Annotated in this window: 16 protein-coding genes and 1 riboswitch; of the genes, 8 read left to right on the plus strand and 8 right to left on the minus strand. The window is 41.9% G+C overall.

What is annotated here, in order from left to right:
* Positions 1-46: 46 nt before the first annotated feature.
* Entirely contained in the window at positions 47-1,075 is a 1,029-nt protein-coding gene (locus FTU29_RS11045; RefSeq protein WP_180121847.1) for an AraC family transcriptional regulator, read from the minus strand.
* 145 nt (positions 1,076-1,220) lie between these two features.
* Between FTU29_RS11045 and FTU29_RS11050 the strand changes: the two genes are divergently transcribed.
* Positions 1,221-2,096 carry a metal-dependent hydrolase gene (locus FTU29_RS11050; protein ID WP_078191325.1) on the plus strand — a complete coding sequence of 292 codons (876 nt, stop codon included), beginning with the start codon at positions 1,221-1,223 and terminating at the stop codon, positions 2,094-2,096.
* Between the two features lie 50 nt (positions 2,097-2,146).
* Here the strand turns inward: FTU29_RS11050 and FTU29_RS11055 are convergent, their stop codons facing one another.
* The 6 genes from FTU29_RS11055 to FTU29_RS11080 form a co-directional block, all read right to left on the minus strand.
* A complete protein-coding gene (locus tag FTU29_RS11055; RefSeq protein WP_180022405.1) occupies positions 2,147-3,139 on the minus strand; it encodes a DUF2804 domain-containing protein in 993 nt (330 codons plus the stop codon).
* Positions 3,140-3,278: 139 nt separating this feature from the next.
* Entirely contained in the window at positions 3,279-3,803 is a 525-nt protein-coding gene (locus FTU29_RS11060; RefSeq protein ID WP_180085473.1) for a DUF1543 domain-containing protein, read from the minus strand.
* 22 nt (positions 3,804-3,825) lie between these two features.
* A complete protein-coding gene (locus tag FTU29_RS11065; RefSeq protein WP_180085475.1) occupies positions 3,826-4,551 on the minus strand; it encodes a CPBP family intramembrane glutamic endopeptidase in 726 nt (241 codons plus the stop codon).
* Between the two features lie 194 nt (positions 4,552-4,745).
* The gene (gene trpB / locus FTU29_RS11070) at positions 4,746-5,972 is read right to left on the minus strand and encodes a tryptophan synthase subunit beta (protein ID WP_180024528.1); all 1,227 of its coding nucleotides are present in this window, start codon (positions 5,970-5,972) and stop codon (positions 4,746-4,748) included.
* Entirely contained in the window at positions 5,956-6,597 is a 642-nt protein-coding gene (locus FTU29_RS11075) for a phosphoribosylanthranilate isomerase (protein ID WP_180085477.1), read from the minus strand. The genes trpB and FTU29_RS11075 overlap by 17 nt, the downstream gene beginning before the upstream one ends.
* A gap of 160 nt (positions 6,598-6,757) precedes the next feature.
* Positions 6,758-8,578: a TonB-dependent receptor domain-containing protein gene (locus tag FTU29_RS11080; protein ID WP_180121849.1), complete on the minus strand. Its 1,821-nt coding sequence runs from the start codon at positions 8,576-8,578 to the stop codon at positions 6,758-6,760.
* A gap of 127 nt (positions 8,579-8,705) precedes the next feature.
* Positions 8,706-8,862: riboswitch (cobalamin riboswitch) on the minus strand.
* 235 nt (positions 8,863-9,097) lie between these two features.
* Between FTU29_RS11080 and FTU29_RS11085 the strand changes: the two genes are divergently transcribed.
* The 3 genes from FTU29_RS11085 to FTU29_RS11095 all read left to right on the plus strand — a co-directional run bounded on the left by FTU29_RS11085 (position 9,098) and on the right by FTU29_RS11095 (position 12,476).
* Positions 9,098-10,945, plus strand: coding sequence for a TonB-dependent receptor plug domain-containing protein (locus FTU29_RS11085; RefSeq protein WP_373423614.1), 1,848 nt, complete (start codon positions 9,098-9,100; stop codon positions 10,943-10,945).
* Positions 10,946-10,992: 47 nt separating this feature from the next.
* Complete coding sequence (locus FTU29_RS11090; protein WP_180121853.1) at positions 10,993-11,577, plus strand: cob(I)yrinic acid a,c-diamide adenosyltransferase; 585 nt, start codon at positions 10,993-10,995, stop codon at positions 11,575-11,577.
* 185 nt (positions 11,578-11,762) lie between these two features.
* Positions 11,763-12,476 carry a glycerophosphodiester phosphodiesterase gene (locus FTU29_RS11095; RefSeq protein ID WP_180078781.1) on the plus strand — a complete coding sequence of 238 codons (714 nt, stop codon included), beginning with the start codon at positions 11,763-11,765 and terminating at the stop codon, positions 12,474-12,476.
* 66 nt (positions 12,477-12,542) lie between these two features.
* Here the strand turns inward: FTU29_RS11095 and FTU29_RS11100 are convergent, their stop codons facing one another.
* Entirely contained in the window at positions 12,543-13,076 is a 534-nt protein-coding gene (locus FTU29_RS11100; RefSeq protein WP_180121855.1) for an META domain-containing protein, read from the minus strand.
* 189 nt (positions 13,077-13,265) lie between these two features.
* Here FTU29_RS11100 and FTU29_RS11105 point away from each other — a divergent pair, with 189 nt between their 5' ends.
* The 4 genes from FTU29_RS11105 (at position 13,266) to FTU29_RS11120 (ending at position 17,117) form a co-directional block, all read left to right on the plus strand.
* Positions 13,266-14,426 (plus strand): acyl-CoA desaturase, encoded by a 1,161-nt coding sequence (locus FTU29_RS11105; protein ID WP_180024534.1) that lies wholly within the window; start codon positions 13,266-13,268, stop codon positions 14,424-14,426.
* Positions 14,427-14,546: 120 nt separating this feature from the next.
* Positions 14,547-15,992 (plus strand): YdiU family protein, encoded by a 1,446-nt coding sequence (locus tag FTU29_RS11110; protein ID WP_180121857.1) that lies wholly within the window; start codon positions 14,547-14,549, stop codon positions 15,990-15,992.
* Positions 15,993-16,104: 112 nt separating this feature from the next.
* Positions 16,105-16,710 (plus strand): murein L,D-transpeptidase family protein, encoded by a 606-nt coding sequence (locus tag FTU29_RS11115; protein WP_180121859.1) that lies wholly within the window; start codon positions 16,105-16,107, stop codon positions 16,708-16,710.
* 35 nt (positions 16,711-16,745) lie between these two features.
* A complete protein-coding gene (locus FTU29_RS11120) occupies positions 16,746-17,117 on the plus strand; it encodes an MmcQ/YjbR family DNA-binding protein (protein WP_218954884.1) in 372 nt (123 codons plus the stop codon).
* Positions 17,118-17,202: the final 85 nt, after the last annotated feature.

Raw genomic sequence — 17,202 nt, forward strand, 5'->3', positions numbered from 1 at the left:
TTTAATGTTGTTTGAAAGGCTTTTCTTAACGAGCAATCTGCAAGTTTTATTCTAATCTCAAGGCTTTTTTTCGCGCTAATAATGTCTCTCCGCTATATGCCTTAAAAGCACGTGCCAAAGCAGACTGATCTGAATAACCTAGCTGTAAAGCGATATCTGTCAAATGGGTTTGTTGTGAAAGTAGATATTCACAGCGTTTCATCCGTTCAAGCTCCAAAAGCCGTTTAAACGAAGTGTCTTTCTCCTGTAACTGTCGTTGCAGGGTTCTGACTGACAGATGTAACTCCTCTGCTAACCATTCTATTTTAGGGGCTTGCTGCTGTAATTTGAGATAATCTGCTATGCATTGTTGCATCTGTTGAATTGGATCTGAATGTTGCGAACGAGCAGCTATCGCCTCTTCGGCTTGACGTAATAACAATTGCATCAGTGACGGATCAGCAAGTTCTGACTTTAAATCCAAACTATCGGCATGAATCACAAATGAATATTTAAGGGTCGAAAATTCCATTTGGCAGCCATAAAACTTTTCATAGTGATAACGTGCCATCCGCGGCGCATGGGCAAAATGAATGCGGAGTAACTTTAAAGAATCTGGAAAAATTTGCTTGGCCAAATGTGCCATACAGGCCATGGTCAACTCATTCACCAAAGCATATTCATCATCATGCTGTGGCCAAGACAGAATAATTTGATGATCTTGATGGCTCATATTCATTGGCACAATTTGCGCCCCATCAATCACCAAACGACTAAATCGCATCACATATTGCAAAGCATCTGCAACGCTATTACTCAGTGTCGCCATATAGCCTAACACCCCAAAATGCTCCGCACGAATATACTTGGCCATTTCAAAAACCAATTGCGGACAATCCAGATGCTGCTGAGTCAGTTGCATGATGCTGTTAAAAAAAGAATTCGGCGATTGAGAGTCGATCGGCAAAGACAGCACATGCTGAATTTGCGCAGCATACGGCGCAATCCATTCGAGCTGTGTATAGTTTAATTCACGCTCAATTAAGACCATATTCCACAGTTGGAAGTAACCATTTGGGATCTGAATTTCAGCCATCTCGCCCCTCTTTCTGACCTGCCAATTCTGACATTTTATATTTTCATCATGGCGTAAAATGTATAAAAATTGGCAATATCTGTCAAAACAAAGTGCAATTTCTCCGACATACTGCAATCAATACGACTCGCACAGAAAAAATATCATGAATGCTATCGTCAAATATCAAGTCGAACCTATTGTTCGCACAAAACTGAATTTTAAGTTAGAAGAAATCCCGCGCTATTGGTTTGGCGGAGACCCCTTTTTAACTCGTATGTTTGATGCCTTGAGCCTGACCTTTCCTGATGGCGAGCGCTATTTTATTGAATCTGTACGTCTGTTCCGCAGTCAAATTCAAGACCCTGATTTACAGCAACGTGTCGCTGACTTTATTCGTCAAGAAGCGCAGCACGGTATGGCGCATGACAAAATGAATATGTTGATGAAACAACAAGGCATGCCTGTCGATGCGTTCATTAAACGTCTAAATAAAATTTTTAAATTTGAACTGAGCAAGCGCTCACCTGAATACAACATTGCCATGACGGCTTCTGCCGAGCATTTGACTGCGCTGATGGCTGAAACGTTCTGTAGCCAAAAGTCCGTACTAGAATCTGCGCATCCTTATGTCCGTGCATTATTTATTTGGCATGCGATAGAAGAAATGGAACATCGCGATGTGGCTTTTGATGTGATGAAAGATGTGGCTAAGGTCGATGAAAATTTAAAGAAATTCACTTTGGTTTGGACCAGTGGATTGATGCTCGGCTTTACCTTATACCGTGCTAATGTGATGCTGAAACATGACGGGTTCAGCTTCACTGAACGTTTAAAATTAAACATGAAAGGCTTACCGTGGTTCTTTGGTAAAAATGGCACCCTCACCCGAATGAGCAAACCATATCGAGATTGGTTTAAAAAAGACTTCCATCCGAGTCAGCATCCCATTGTGCAAAATTATGATCTTTGGTTAAAAACTTATGAAGAAACCAATGATCCAATTCAAGCTGCTGAAGTGTTTTGGCAAGCTGCAAAATAAAAACTGAATAAAAAAGCCGCATCGATTGCGGCTTTTTTATAGGCTTACACTCACCATTTGGCATAGTGCTGCTCAAGTAAACCATATTCATTTAAGAATACAATTTCTTCGCCATCACGTTGAATTGTACCGCTAATTTTTGCCTGCCATTGACTGAACTGACTACCGACCAATCTTAAATTCAGGTTTTCATAGCGCCGCCAACCTGTGCTGACGATCAAATTTAAGCTGTTGTCTAATGAACTAATATTCCATTGATTATCGCCTTGTTGCTGGAACAGCACATCAGACATGGCATATAGATGTCCATTGACCCACAGACAATTTTCATTGCCAAAGCTTTCATTTACACCAGAGGCAAGATTGATCCCAACGCGTCGATTTTGACTATCCCAAAAGTTACACGACAACCAAAACCATGCGGTTTCAGGACGAAGAAAACCACAGGTATCATCTAAAGACACCAATGTCCGGTCATGGAATTGAATGGTTTTGCCTTGCTTATTGATAAAGAAACCTTCACACCCTAACGTCGTCAATTTTTGAGTATAGGTCCAACCATTAATCCCTGTGGGGCTACACATACTCAGCGGATCAGTCCCTGCGCAAAACACTCGAGCGCTCAGTTTGAGTTCGCCATGTTTTGACATTTGAATGTATCGCACACCATTGGCATGCTGAATATCCAGTTGAATCCCTGACTTAATAAAATGACTTTGATTAAATAAAGGTTGTTCATCTAAAACGGTATTACGTGACAGGAAATTAATCGAATTCCATTCCAACACTTCATTCGTAATATGATCATACACATAGACAAAACCGTGCCCCGCCCACGCGATATCGGCAATTGCTAGACCAATCGTATAATGTTCATGCTGAATACAACAAAATTTAAATTTTTTATATTTTAAACGCTTACGCCAACCTTCAAGTCGTTTTCCATACGGTGTCTTATATTCATACTTACTTAAATCGATGCGATTGGGAAGTTCACTAAAACGCCCATAATGCGGCTGTCCATTCGGCCGTATTAAATCCATATACGCCATTCCATTGAGGTTTAAGGTCTAAATCCTGAATGTTATTATGCCTATTATTTAACGCCTGAAAAGACAATCCATCTGATTTCAGGCGAATATCACAAAAAAATATAAAAGCTGACATTTCAGCTCTTAATCATCACAAATGTTCATTTATTAAGATGTAATCATTTTTCCATGAATTTTGTTGGCTATGCGGCGTTTCAACCAATTCGATATAGCGCCCATAGACATGATCAATCGCAATACAATCATCGACATCTAGGGTTCGGTCGGTATGTTGTTTTTGCCAATGTGACTCAAAAAAAGCTTTGCCCCGTTGTTTTGCAACGCTGGCATTTTGTCCTGTCACCAAAACATAACGATGTGATTCACCAAATTCGCGAGCATCATATCCCCCGAGATTAATCAGCCATAATTTTTCATCTTCAGCTCGGGGCGCAGCATCACAAAATTGGATGCGATAATGTCGATTTTCAGTGCTGACTGTATGTACTTGTGCCCAAGCATCAATATGTAAGCCTTTTTGCTCACCAAACCATGCCGTTCTCAGTTGCGGATAAACCTCTTCTAATGCGTTACCCACTGCAAGAATGACGTCATGCACTTCAATATTTGCTCTTGGATGGCGTCCGCCGAGCATCACCATAAATAAACTGGACACAATCTTCCCCCTATTTTTGACTTCAACTGCCCACATAGGGCTGAAGCAATTTCAATAAAATCACGCCGCCTAGCGATAGTACTGCATTGTTAACGAAATGAATGAGTAAGACATGCCAAATGTTACGCGTCCACAAATAGATGAGGTTGAGAAATAGGCCTGCCGCCATAAAACTGATGGTCGCAATCAAATCGCCATCGAAATTATGATAATGAATCAAGCCGAATAAGATTGAGTTCAGTAAGACCAAAATCACTCGCCATAGACACGGCTGTACAAACAGCTTTTGCAGCAAGGTATAGCGGAAAATAATATCTTCAAGCAAAGCGGTAAATAATGGCCCAAGGCTGATGATCAGCAAGCTAAAAAACGCAATCGTATTAGGATCAATGGTCGATTCTTTTTCAATGCTCTCTCCCACTGGCAACAGACTGCGTGTAAAAGAAATCACTACTTGTAAGACGACTGCACCGACAACCACCAACAGGCTTGAACGCCAAAAGGCCTGTTTATACTTTTGCCAGTGCGTATACAGCATCGTTTTATAGAGCCAACACACGGCAATAAATAAAATACCGCGAAAGATCGAATCACCCAAAGCAACCTGAGCTGAAACACCAAAATATTGGTCTAAGACATAACTGTTGAACAAGATCAGCGGAAGAATGCACAGCGCAAAAGTATCACGCCATTGCCAATAAATATGGGTTGGAAAGGATTCTGCACGAACCAATTGGGTAAACGTCATTGTTATAAAGTCTTTCTAAAGCAATAAAATTTACACAGTATTGTGATTTATTTCACACTTTTATTCTGCATCAGTTTTGTAGTGATTTGCCTTAATAAAATTTTCAGCCCAAAAAAAATCGCGCGGAATGACTTCTTCGCGATTTTTAATTCACCCTCTCCAAACCTCTCCCAAAGGGAGAGGTTTAAAGGAGTTTACATCTCAACCATTTCCACGCCATCAATGCGGGCAACGGTCATTAAGTCTTTATCACCACGGCCTGATACAGTCGCAATAATGATTTGGTCTTTGTCCATGGTCGGCGCAAGTTTCGTCACATAAGCCATCGCATGTGAGCTTTCCAATGCAGGGATAATACCTTCAATTTGGGTTAAATCACGGAAGCCTTGTAGCGCTTCAGTGTCATTGATTGGCACATAGTTCACACGGTGCATATCTTTGAGGAAACTATGCTCAGGGCCTACACCTGGATAATCTAGACCTGCAGAAATTGAATGTGTTTCAATGATTTGACCTTGATCATCTGACATCAAGTACGTACGGTTACCGTGAAGTACACCGACATGACCTGCGTTTAATGGTGCAGAATGCTTGCCCGTTTCAATGCCGTAGCCTGCCGCTTCAACACCGTACATTTTCACATCTTCATCATTTAAGAATGGATAGAATAAGCCCATTGCATTTGAACCGCCGCCCACACATGCCACCAAGGCATCTGGCAGACGGCCTGCTTGTTCTTGAATCTGTTTACGTGCTTCACGGCCAATGATCGATTGGAAATCACGAACCAATTGCGGATATGGGTGTGGGCCAGCCACAGTACCAATCACATAATAAGTAGAGTCAACATTGGTTACCCAGTCACGCATTGCTTCGTTCATCGCATCTTTCAATGTTTTTGAACCGCTTTCCACAGGTACAACAGTCGCACCCAATAAACGCATACGGTACACGTTCATGGCTTGACGTTTTACGTCTTCCGCCCCCATAAACACCACACACTCAAGGCCTAAACGCGCTGCAATCGTTGCCGTTGCTACACCGTGCTGACCCGCACCTGTTTCGGCAATAATACGTTTTTTACCTGAAAGCTTAGCCAGCAAAGCCTGACCAATGGTGTTATTCACTTTATGTGAACCTGTATGGTTCAGGTCTTCACGTTTTAAATAAATTTGCGCACCACCCAACTCTTTCGACCATCGTTCAGCATAATACAAAGGACTAGGACGACCGACGTAATACGCCAAGTCACGGTCGAATTCTGCCAAAAACTGGGCATCATCTTTCATGCGGAAATAGAGCTTTTCTAAGTCCTTAAGTGCTGCCATTAGAGTTTCTGACACAAAACGCCCGCCATGAATACCGAAATGCCCTTGTGCGTCAGGGAATTGGGTATAGTCAATCTTATTTTGCTGATCCACGATGGACTCCTTGCATAAAGCGTTCTATGAGTTGTTGGTCTTTAATACCTTTTGCCGATTCTACACCACCACTCACATCTACGGCGTAAGCGCCTGTGGTCTGAATCGCATCTTCAATATTGGTCGGAGTTAAACCGCCTGCCAAAATTAAAGGAATATCGAGTTTTGGGAACTGTGCCCAGTCAAAGCTATGCCCTGTACCGCCTTTCAGTTCTGGATGCCATGCATCCAATAGTACGGCGCTTGCCCCAGCCTGTTGAAAGGCTTGGATTTCGGCAATCACATCCAGTTCAGGTTTCATCTGAATGGCTTTATACCAGCGGCGCCCAACGGACTGCGCAATCGTTTGGCACTGTTCAGGGCTTTCATCACCATGAAACTGCAGGATGTCTACAGGCGAATTTTTTAAAATATCCTGTATGTCTGCAGCCGATGCATTCACGAATAAACCGACGGTCTGCACATACGGCGGCACATGCTGAATCAGTTCAGCAGCCTGCACTGCCGTTACACTGCGCGGACTTGGCGCAAAGAATACAAATCCGATCGCATCTACGCCAGCTTGGACGACAGATTGAATATCTTGAATACGTGTAATTCCGCAGATTTTGGCACGGGTTCGCATGTTGTTTTGGCTCTAACTCCGCCCTATTCATAGCCCATCTATGAATATGAAGGCGAATCATTGTAATGCAATTTTCATGCATTGCGTGGATTTTCAGCATGATTACTGCGCAAAAATAAAAAGCCCTGAATGATCAGAGCTTTTTGAATAATTGATTCAATTATTTCATTGCATAACGTAAGGTTAGCCAAGCAGTACGGCCGTCTTGACGGTAGTAATAGTCATCAAATGAGTCATACACGGTGTAATATTCTTTATCAAACATATTGGCAAGTTTGGCTTGTACAGAAAATTCAGGGGTCGCTTGATAGGTTAAACGTACATCTGCTGTCGCAAAACTGCCAAAGCTTGTTGTATTAGCGGCATCCTTATAACGCTGGTCTTCTGCGTGTACAGAGCCACCTAGCGTCCATTTATCCATCGTATAATCTGCAGATACATTCAATAATTGGCCTGCACGACCCGCAATTTGATTACCTTTGGTCGCCCCAGAATTATATTCAGGCTCTTGATAAGTATAGTTTAAGTTCCACGTGAAGTTGCCCAGTGACTGTCCGAACTCAGCTTCCACACCCTTAATTTTTGCTTTTGCAATATTGGTTCCGCCTGAAATCATATTATCAATTTCATTATGGAAGGTAGAAACAGACCAGTTCAGCCATTGCGACCCTTTGAATCCAATTTCAATGTTTTCAGACTCTTCAGGTACTAGATTTGGATTTGACCAACCCGGATAATATAAGTCATTAAATGTCGGTGAGCGGAAAGCTGTACCGTATGAAACAAAAGTGCTGTAGTTGTCATTAAATGAATAACCAACAGCGGCATTGCCTGTGGTGTGATCACCAAACTGTTCGTTATCATCTAAACGAATAGCAGCTTGTAGGTTAACTCGACCAAAATCGCCAAGATATTGCGCATAGTAACCGACATTATCACGCTCTTTTTCATCGTAATTGGTGGTGCTGTCGACTTGATCATTTAAGTAATCCACACCCACCAATAGTGTGTTGTTTGCATTGAAAGATAATGTGTTTAACCAGCTGATGCTGTCTTTTGTGGTATCAAATACACCAGTTGATTTATCTGCACTAAAGGTTTCGTATTTATCTTCTGAACGGCCAAATTTAAGCTGCATTTTCCAAAGATCTACAGGAGAATAGCTAAAGCCAACGCCATACACATTTTGCTCCACCTTGTTATAAGGATTTACGTTATATGGACTATCGTAATTTGTTTCGCCATTTACATAGAGAACATTAAAATCAGCTGCAAATTGATCATTAAACTGATGACCCGCTTTGATTGACCCAGAATAGTTTTTATAACCATCTTTATCTGTTTCAGTCGGCAAAGTCGTTACATCTAAACCTTGTGTTTTCAAGCCAGCCAAACTCAGCGTCGCCCAAGAATTATCCTGACGAATATTCACACCGACATTTGCATCGTAAGTTTCATGTGAACCATACTTGAGCGAAGCAAATGGTTTTACGCCATTTTGCGTTCCTTTACGGGTAAAGATTTGAATCACACCGCCTACAGCTTCAGAACCATATAAACTTGAGCGCGGACCTTTGACCACTTCTACACGTTCAATTTGATCAACTGGCAAATGCTCAAATGAAGTTTGGCCTGAAGTTGCCGAACCCAGTTTTTGACCATCCACCAATACCAATACCGCAGTAGAACCTGTACCACGAATTGAAATACTGGTTGGCTGACCTAAACCACCAGAGTTGGTATACGTTACGCCCGGCACTGTACGAAGCAATTCTTGTAAAGAAGTAAATTGCTTACGTTCAATTTCTTCACGATTAATGACTGTGACTGCTGCCAAAGTTTTTTGTGAGTCTTGCTCAACAATATTGGCAACCGTGTTGGTAATGACTGGAAGTTGATGAACTTGGTCTTCTGCCATCGCAGCAGAAAGTGGAGATAAAACAAAAAGCGACCCGATAAGAGTCTTAGAGAAAGAATGCATGCTGTATTCCCCGATCGCACCGCCCGTGCGAAATAAAAGTGGTTAACGCGTGGCGGTTTTTGGGTAAGCGATGGCTTGCCATTTTTCAGACAAAAGCATGCAATCCCGCTATAACGCCCGCCGCATTATGAATAGGTCTGCATCAGGCCGGTCTCCGGACTTACGTTATGAATAACGATTCACCGTTGCGGGGGCAGTGTCAGATAACAACAGCTCTATACTGCTGGACTGACTTCCCAGTTTCACTTCTCAATTAAGGAAGCACCTGAAGCGCAGGCAGATTAATTTCTGCTCCACAGCAAGTCAAGCTGTATATGTACCTATCTTCAAATACCCCATAGTTCGATTGTTCGATAAATCGGAGTTCTCTATACTTAAGCCATTCACAACAGTTGGCATGGGAAGTTTCCACAACACTGCCCCCGCAACGGTGTGCAAGCAATGCCTTGCCAGTCCGATACCTGCTCACTGTGTTCTATCACTCAATCATTTACGTGGGGTAAATGCATGGAGCTTTGTATGCCTTTTCCTTTTCAGCCGACTGCGCTTGCAGCTGGCATATCTGCGCTTTGTATTTTTAGCTCCCAAATGTCTGTTGCAGCAGATTTCATTGCACAACCTAAAATGGACACCATTGTCGTCACAGCAACACGTTCTGCAGAAAAATTAGAAAATGTGCCTGCGCGTATATCTATTATTGAACCTGCAACCATAGCGCAATCCCCTATTTCCCAAATGAGTGATTTACTGCGTAACGATGCATCTATCAATATGGTGCAAAACGGCGGTTTAGGACAAGTGGCTTCCATTTTTGTGCGTGGCACAGAATCCGACCATACCCTCGTACTGCGCGATGGCGTGCGCTTGAACTCAGCAACATCAGGCATGGCGCCATTACAGTTTTTAGATACTACCGATATCCAGCAAATCGAAGTTTTAAAAGGGCCAGCTTCTGTATTGTATGGCTCAGATGCGATTGGTGGTGTGGTACAAATTATTTCCAAGACGCCCTCAGAAAATATCGCCTTTGCCAGTACAGAAGTGGGTGAACACAAAACCTATAAAAGTATTATTGGCGCAGATGCCGCAAAACATGGTTATTACGCACAGATTCGAGGGCAACGCTTAGAATCAGATGCCACCAAAGTTTTTGATTTAGATGAACTGAGCACAGCAAGCTATGACCAAAAAGGCTGGAGTGCAAAAGTCGGATCAAAACAAGAAAATCATGCATATTCATTGGACTATAGTCATAACGATGGTCGCAGCTTTTATGTCAGTTGTAGCAATGAAGATAAAGACTATAACTGCTTGAACTACAGCAATGTCGCGCAAGACTTTAACAATGAAATGATCAACCTCCGTGGTGAAGTGCATCTGTTACCTGCTTTAGAACTGCACGCTCGACTTTCTCAGTTTAAAGATGAGCTAGATCAGGTCTCAACCACCGACTTCACACACAATAAAACCCAAGAAGCGGAAATCTATTCCAAATTTGAGCTGACGCCAAAGCAAACGCTTTTAAGCGGGATTACACACCGCAAAATCAGCGGTGATATTGTGTCTTATGGCACGGCTTATCAAGATGATAACCGCAGCACAGGTTATTACTTACAGCATCAATATCATCAAGATGGTCTTAATACACAGCTCGGAATTCGCCTAGAAGACGATGCAAAGTATGGCAGCCATACCATTGGTCAAGCTGCAATTCGTCTGCAAGCACTGCCTCTTACCAGTGTATATGCCAATATTGGTACTGCGTTTAAATCGCCAACCTTAGATGAACGCTATAACAGCTGGTCAGGCAATCCAAACTTAAAGCCTGAAGAAAGTATTTCTTATGAGATTGGCGTCGACCAAAAGCTGAATCATGGGCTAAGTACCGGTCTATCCGTGTACCATACCAAAATCGACCATCTGATTGTGAACGGTCCTCATTACACTTTAGAAAATCTAAATACAGCGGTTTATCAAGGCGTGGAAACCTATCTGCAATGGCAAAATGGCGAATGGTCAAGCAAACTTAGCTATCATTATGTGAAAGCACAAGATGATGAGAAAAAACAAGATTTACAGCGTCGCCCACGTCAGAATTTAAGCTTGACTACAGGTTGGAGCAATGACATTTATGGCATGAATGCAACCTTGAATGCCAAGTCAGATACCGTAGATTATCAGGCACGCAATCCCGGTTATGCCACTATTGATATGAGTGCATTTTGGAATATCAATCCCAACCTCAAAGTCTTTACCAATTTACAAAATATCGGTGATGTCGAATACAAAACCTCATCGTATGGTTCAGGTTTGTATTATATGAACGGCGGCCGTTTGGCTTCCTTTGGCATCACAGTTAGATATTAATTTCACACTGATTTATTCAACTTTTAATCAAAAAATGGACAATTAAAATGGGCCACCGTTTAAGTAAAATTTATACCCGCACAGGCGATTCAGGCACGACAGGTCTTGGCGACGGTTCTCGCGTAGCTAAAGATGATTTACGCATCGAAGCCCTAGGCGGTGTCGATGAACTCAATTCAAGTATCGGAATACTGCGTTCGCAGATTGCACTTAGCAGCATTGAAGACAAAGCAGCTTGGGACAAATCTCTTAGTCTGATTCAGCATTGGTTATTCGATTTGGGCGGTGAAGTCTGCATTCCAAACTTCAACTTGGTACAACCTGTGTCAATTGAGTTTTTGGAAAATGACATTGACCGTATGAATGAAGCGCTGCCAATGCTCAAAGACTTTATCCTGCCATCAGGAACATTGGTGTGCAGCTTTGCCCATCAAGCTCGTGCAGTTTGCCGCCGTGCAGAACGTCGTTTAATGGCTGTACATAACCGTGACCAGAACATTCAAGCACCGTCATTGCAGCTTTTGAACCGACTTTCAGACTGGTTATTTGTCGCATCGCGTACATTACAACGCGCTGAAGGTGGTTCTGAGGTGCTGTGGCAGAAAAATATTAACGACACGATTGATCAATAATTTTTGGATTCAAAAATTGCTCAAATCCTTTGACCAATTAAAAGTCTATTTTACATTGAAATAAATCGAAACATTTCGTCCGATCATTCTTGTATTTCAGGATGATCGGATCAAAATAACAGTGTCATCTCCCTGTCATGCTTACAGGACATTATGTTCTTAACATCCTTTTTTGTAGGCCTCGTATGCGCATAATCGGTCACCGTGGCGCTCGTGGTGAAGCACCTGAAAATACCCTAGGTGGTTTCCAATATATTCAAGATTTAGGGATTCGTGCGGTCGAATTTGACGTTCGGCAACTGAAAGATCGTGCCCTAGTGATCATGCATGATGACCAATTTATGCGAACGGCAGGTCAAGATAAACATCTATATGAATGTAGTTCACAAGAGTTAGAACCGTATAACCATGCAGTGACATGGTCAGAATGGAATAAAGTTGAGCCGACGCCACTGCTCGAACAAACGCTCAAAATTATTCATAACTTCGATCATATTGAAGTCGAAGTGAAAGCAGTGAAGACACAGACTGAAGCTGAAGCGCTGACTGAAACCTTGGAACAACAGCTCCAAGGTTTCGAACATTCCGCGGTGATCACCAGTTTTGACCCTAAAATTCATCTTGCTTTGCAACAAAAAAAATCCGGCTTCAAACGCGGGCTTTTGGTTGAAACGGACGTAAAATTTAAAGCGATTGAACAAGCACTTGAATTAGGTTGTATCCAAATCGGTTGGATGAACCAACTTGCCAATTCAGACATTATTCAGGCCACACAGCAGGCAAAATTAAATGTGAGTGTATGGACCGTCAACGACGTTGATCGTGCTAAACAGCTTAAAGATTGGGGCATCAACGGTTTAATTACCGACTATCCTAAATTAATGATGCAGCATTTTTAATGCTGCTTTGTTCACCTAGATTTGTGTAATTCACTTCTCAATCAACACGTCGCTATTTCAATCGGTCTATTTTCTTTCCAAAACCAATACAGTTTGTCCCCGACTGTTTTGCATCGTCATGTGTTTCCCTTTTATTTGGAATTGTGTTGCGGCTTGCAAGGCATCTGAAAGTTCAGCCTCTTGAGCCAAAGCCGAATCACAGCTGAAATAACCTGCTCGGGCATTCAGATCAATGCTGTGTTTTAATGTATCGATCACATAAGTGCCACTGATAGTGTTACATCCCGTATTTCCCTGAATTTGGCGAAATTGCGAATTGAACTGAAGATAAGGTTGATGATGAAAGAACTTAGCTTTTTGTCCAGCGATTTTCACAATCGTCCATGGAATATCTTGTATCCCATCGTTCACGCGAATAAGTTTTAATGGCTGCTCAATACTGTTGCCCAGTGATTTTCCGTGTAACTTTGTAGTCACTGTCCGTGTAGGAGAATTTTGACAAGCCATCAGTCCAAGACAACTGATCAGAAAGCTGCCCCAGATGCAGTATTTGATAAGTAATTTCAGATTATTTTGACAAATTTGCTGATTTTTTGGCATCTTTTTACTCCACAAAAAGTCAAATAACTTCAGTCGTATTATGTTACTGTTTAGAACAATACAACTGTACAATAACAGTGGTGAAAACGGGTTTTCCCGTGCTACTATTCTGTACGTTTAAAATCCCTTAAAAATTTAATGGGATTCGTCCTATCTATACCTCCCAAGGTTTCAGGAGTGCTGTTGGAGATGAATGCTCCCCTACCCAAAGCCCCAATGAACTGGATTGCCATTTTTGCATTGGTGTTTTTACCTATTGTCGCAGTTATTGCAATTCCGTTATATGCCATTAATCATGATTTTAGTGCCGCTGCTTGGATCAGTATGTTTGTTTTACTGGGTGTTAGTAGTTTAGGTATTACCGCAGGTTATCACCGCTTATGGGCACACCGTGCTTATGAAGCAACCTTGCCTTTAAAAATCATTTTAATGCTCATGGGTACTTTTGCAGTTCAAAATAGTATTTTATTTTGGGCTTCAGGCCACCGTACACATCACCGTCATGTTGATGATGTGGATCAAGATCCATACTCAATCAACCGTGGTTTTTGGTATGCACACATTGGTTGGATGCTTCGTGATTATCCAGCAGCAGCACCAAACTATAAAAATGCACCTGACTTATTAAAAGATAAAGTCGTGATGTTCCAAGACAAATATTACATCCCTCTAGTGATTGCCGTTCACGCAGCTATTTTGTTGCCAATTGGTTGGGCTGTAGGTGATATGTGGGGCGTTCTATTATTGGGCGGTTTAATGCGTTTAATCTTAAGCCATCACGTAACTTTCTTTATTAACTCACTTTGCCATATGTGGGGAAAACGTCCGTATACTGATGAAAATACAGCACGCGACAACTTTGTTCTAGCTATTGCTACTTGGGGTGAGGGTTATCATAACTATCACCACATTTTTCAATACGACTACCGTAATGGTGTGAAATGGTGGCAATATGACCCAACTAAATGGCTAATTTGGTCATGTTCTAAATTAGGTTTGGCAAAGAACTTACGCCGTATTCCAAGCTTTAATATTAAAAAAGCTGAGTTGGCAATGAAGTTTAAATATGCTGAACAAGACCTTGCGATTTATGGTCTGAATATGACCGATGACATCGCCACAGCAAAACAACGTATTTCTCAAGAATATGATGCGTTTTCGCAAACCTTGAATGACTGGGCAAAATTAAAAGAACAGGAAATTCAAGCGAAGAAAACAGCAGTTGCTGAAAAAATTCATCAAATGGATGACAAACTCAAACTTGAATTCCAGCAAGTTGAACAACGCCTATCTCAGCACCGTGAAACACTGAATCAATTAATGCGTAATTTGAAAAAGAGAACCGCTTAATTGTTTTAAGCTTCTCAAATGATATAGCCTCCCTTGTGGAGGCTTTATCATTTTAAGCTACAGTTTTTCTATCTGGTCTTTGCTATAGTTTCAACATAATTTGAATTTTTAAAGATCATTATGCTGTTCAATGCCCGATATACCACCCTGCCACCTCGCTTGTACCATTATCAGCAGCCTGTACCCTTAAAAGGTTCAAAAGCAGGACATTTCAATGCTGCTTTGGCTGAACAGTTACAATGGTCGGATGAAGATAAAGCTCAATGGGTAGAGATTTGCAGTGGGCAAAAAACCTTTGAGGAATTTGAGCCGCTAGCGATGGTCTATGCTGGTCATCAGTTTGGTCAATGGGCCGGCCAATTGGGCGATGGTCGCGGCTTATTGATTGCGCAAATAGTAGATAAACATGGGCAAACCATTGACCTCCATCTCAAAGGTGCAGGTTCTACGCCTTATTCACGCATGGGTGATGGCCGTGCGGTGCTACGTTCAGTAATTCGGGAATATCTTGCAGGACATGCGCTGAACAGCTTAGGTGTTGCATCAAGTAATGCCATGGGTTTTACCAGCTCTGAACAAGGCGTACAGCGTGAAAAACTCGAGCTCGGTGCGATGATGCTACGTACATCTGACTGTCATATCCGATTGGGACATTTTGAATGGATCAATCAATATCAGGGTGATTTACTACATGAATTCACGCAAAAATGCATTGAATGGCACTACCCTGAATGCTTGGATGCCGAACAACCGATTTTAGCTTTTGCCACTCAAGTCATTCAGCGTACCGCAGTGATGATTGCCAAATGGCAGCTCATTGGTTTCGCACATGGCGTGATGAATACTGACAATCTGAATATTACTGGTTCAACGCTCGATTTTGGACCTTATGGATTTATGGAGCGCTTCCGCCCAAACTGGATCAATAACCATTCGGATTACCAAGGCCGCTATACCTATCAGCAGCAGCCGAGCATTGGGCATTGGAATTTATGGCAATGGCTGAATAATCTCATTCCGCTCTGCCCTGCGAATTATGACAAAGAACAATGGAAAGACGATTTAGCTAAGTGCTTAGAGCATTATGAACCGACCTTCTTGGAACATTATAAATTGGGCTTAGCTCAGAAAATGGGTTTGCCAAGTTTCCATAAAGACAGCTTTGACTGCGCCATGGCCTTTTTGCGTATTCTGCAAAGTGAACAGCTGGACTACACGCAAAGCTTTATTCGTCTGCAAAATCATGAATATGAAGCCATTAAAGATGACTGCTTAGACCGCCGCGCCTTTGAAGGTTTCTTGGCACAATATGAAAGTATCCGTGAACATCAGGACACCGATGCTTTAGATGCGGAAATGGCACAGGCCAATCCGCAATATATCTTGCGTAACCATATGGCGCAAAAGGCGATTGAGCTTGCTGAACGCAATGATTTTTCAGAGGTAGAACGTTTATTTACATTGCTCAGTAAACCATTTATTAAACAGCCTGAACTGGAGACAACAGAAGATTTAGGACCTTTGCCAAGTGATGTGCCTGAAGTGATGGTCAGCTGCTCGTCTTAAAAAATTATCCACAAATCCACATTTCACTCGAATCAAAATTGTGGATAATTTAAACATTATCCACAATTCAGAAATCGATGGACTGCGAAAGCACTTCATCCTCTCAAAAATAATGACAAGAAAACGTATCGCCATTTTTAGTTTCGCTACCCTCTTCTGTATTGCGGTAGCCTACTTTGCCTATCAAAAATTTGAAAAATATCTACCTACACCTACCAATGTACTGGCCTTTCCACCTGAATTAAGCGATGCACAAATTCAAAAAATTCGCACAGAAACGCCGATCGACAATATTCAGGTACATAAAGCTGAGCGTTATTTAGAGTTAAAACATCAGGATCAGGTCATTCGGCGTTACCCGATGCGTCTGGGTTTTCAACCGCTTGGGCATAAAGTTCAAGAAGGTGATGGCAAGACGCCAGAAGGAACTTATCATATAGATTGGCGCAATCCGCAAAGCGCATTTTATAAATCTTTGCATATCTCTTACCCCAATGCGGCCGATAAACAGAAGGCTAAAAATCTAGGGGTTTCTGCAGGTGGTGACATTATGATTCATGGTTCGGCGACCAGTTTACAAATGAAAGCTGCACCACAACTGATGACGTATTTCCCACAAAAAGATTGGACTTGGGGCTGTATTGCAGTGCGCAATATTGATATGGATGAAATTTGGCAACTGGTGAATAATGATACAGCGATTAATATTCATCCTTAGGCTTTAACGCTCAGGCTTATTTTTGGGTATCCCCTATGATTGCATTACATGCTGTAGCTGCGAAGACAGCCTTAGTCCTGCCAGAAACCACGTGCAGCCAGCCTTTTGGTGAAGGCTGTGATGTGTTTAAAGTGATGGATAAGGTTTTTATGCTGAGTTTTCATTTAGAAGGCAAAGCAGCGATCAATTTAAAAGTGCTGCCAGACAATGGCGCAATGTTTAGAGATATTTATCCCTTTATTCGTGCGGGTTGGCATATGAATAAGCAGCATTGGATTTCTGTATTTGCAGATGAAGAATTGGAAGAAGAACTGCTGCAAGATTTGGTGCTAAATTCTTATGAATTGGTGGTGTCGAAGTTAAAGAAAGGACAACGGCAGAGGATTGAATTGCTGAGAAGTGTTTAGATAACACTTCCCTTACAATTAAGTTAATATTGAGAATTTCAAATAATCACTATTATGTTAATTAGATAGTTGTTTGGTGCCCCAC

It is taken from the genome of Acinetobacter sp. YH12086, assembly GCF_013419345.1.
In the GTDB taxonomy this organism is placed as follows: domain Bacteria; phylum Pseudomonadota; class Gammaproteobacteria; order Pseudomonadales; family Moraxellaceae; genus Acinetobacter; species Acinetobacter amyesii.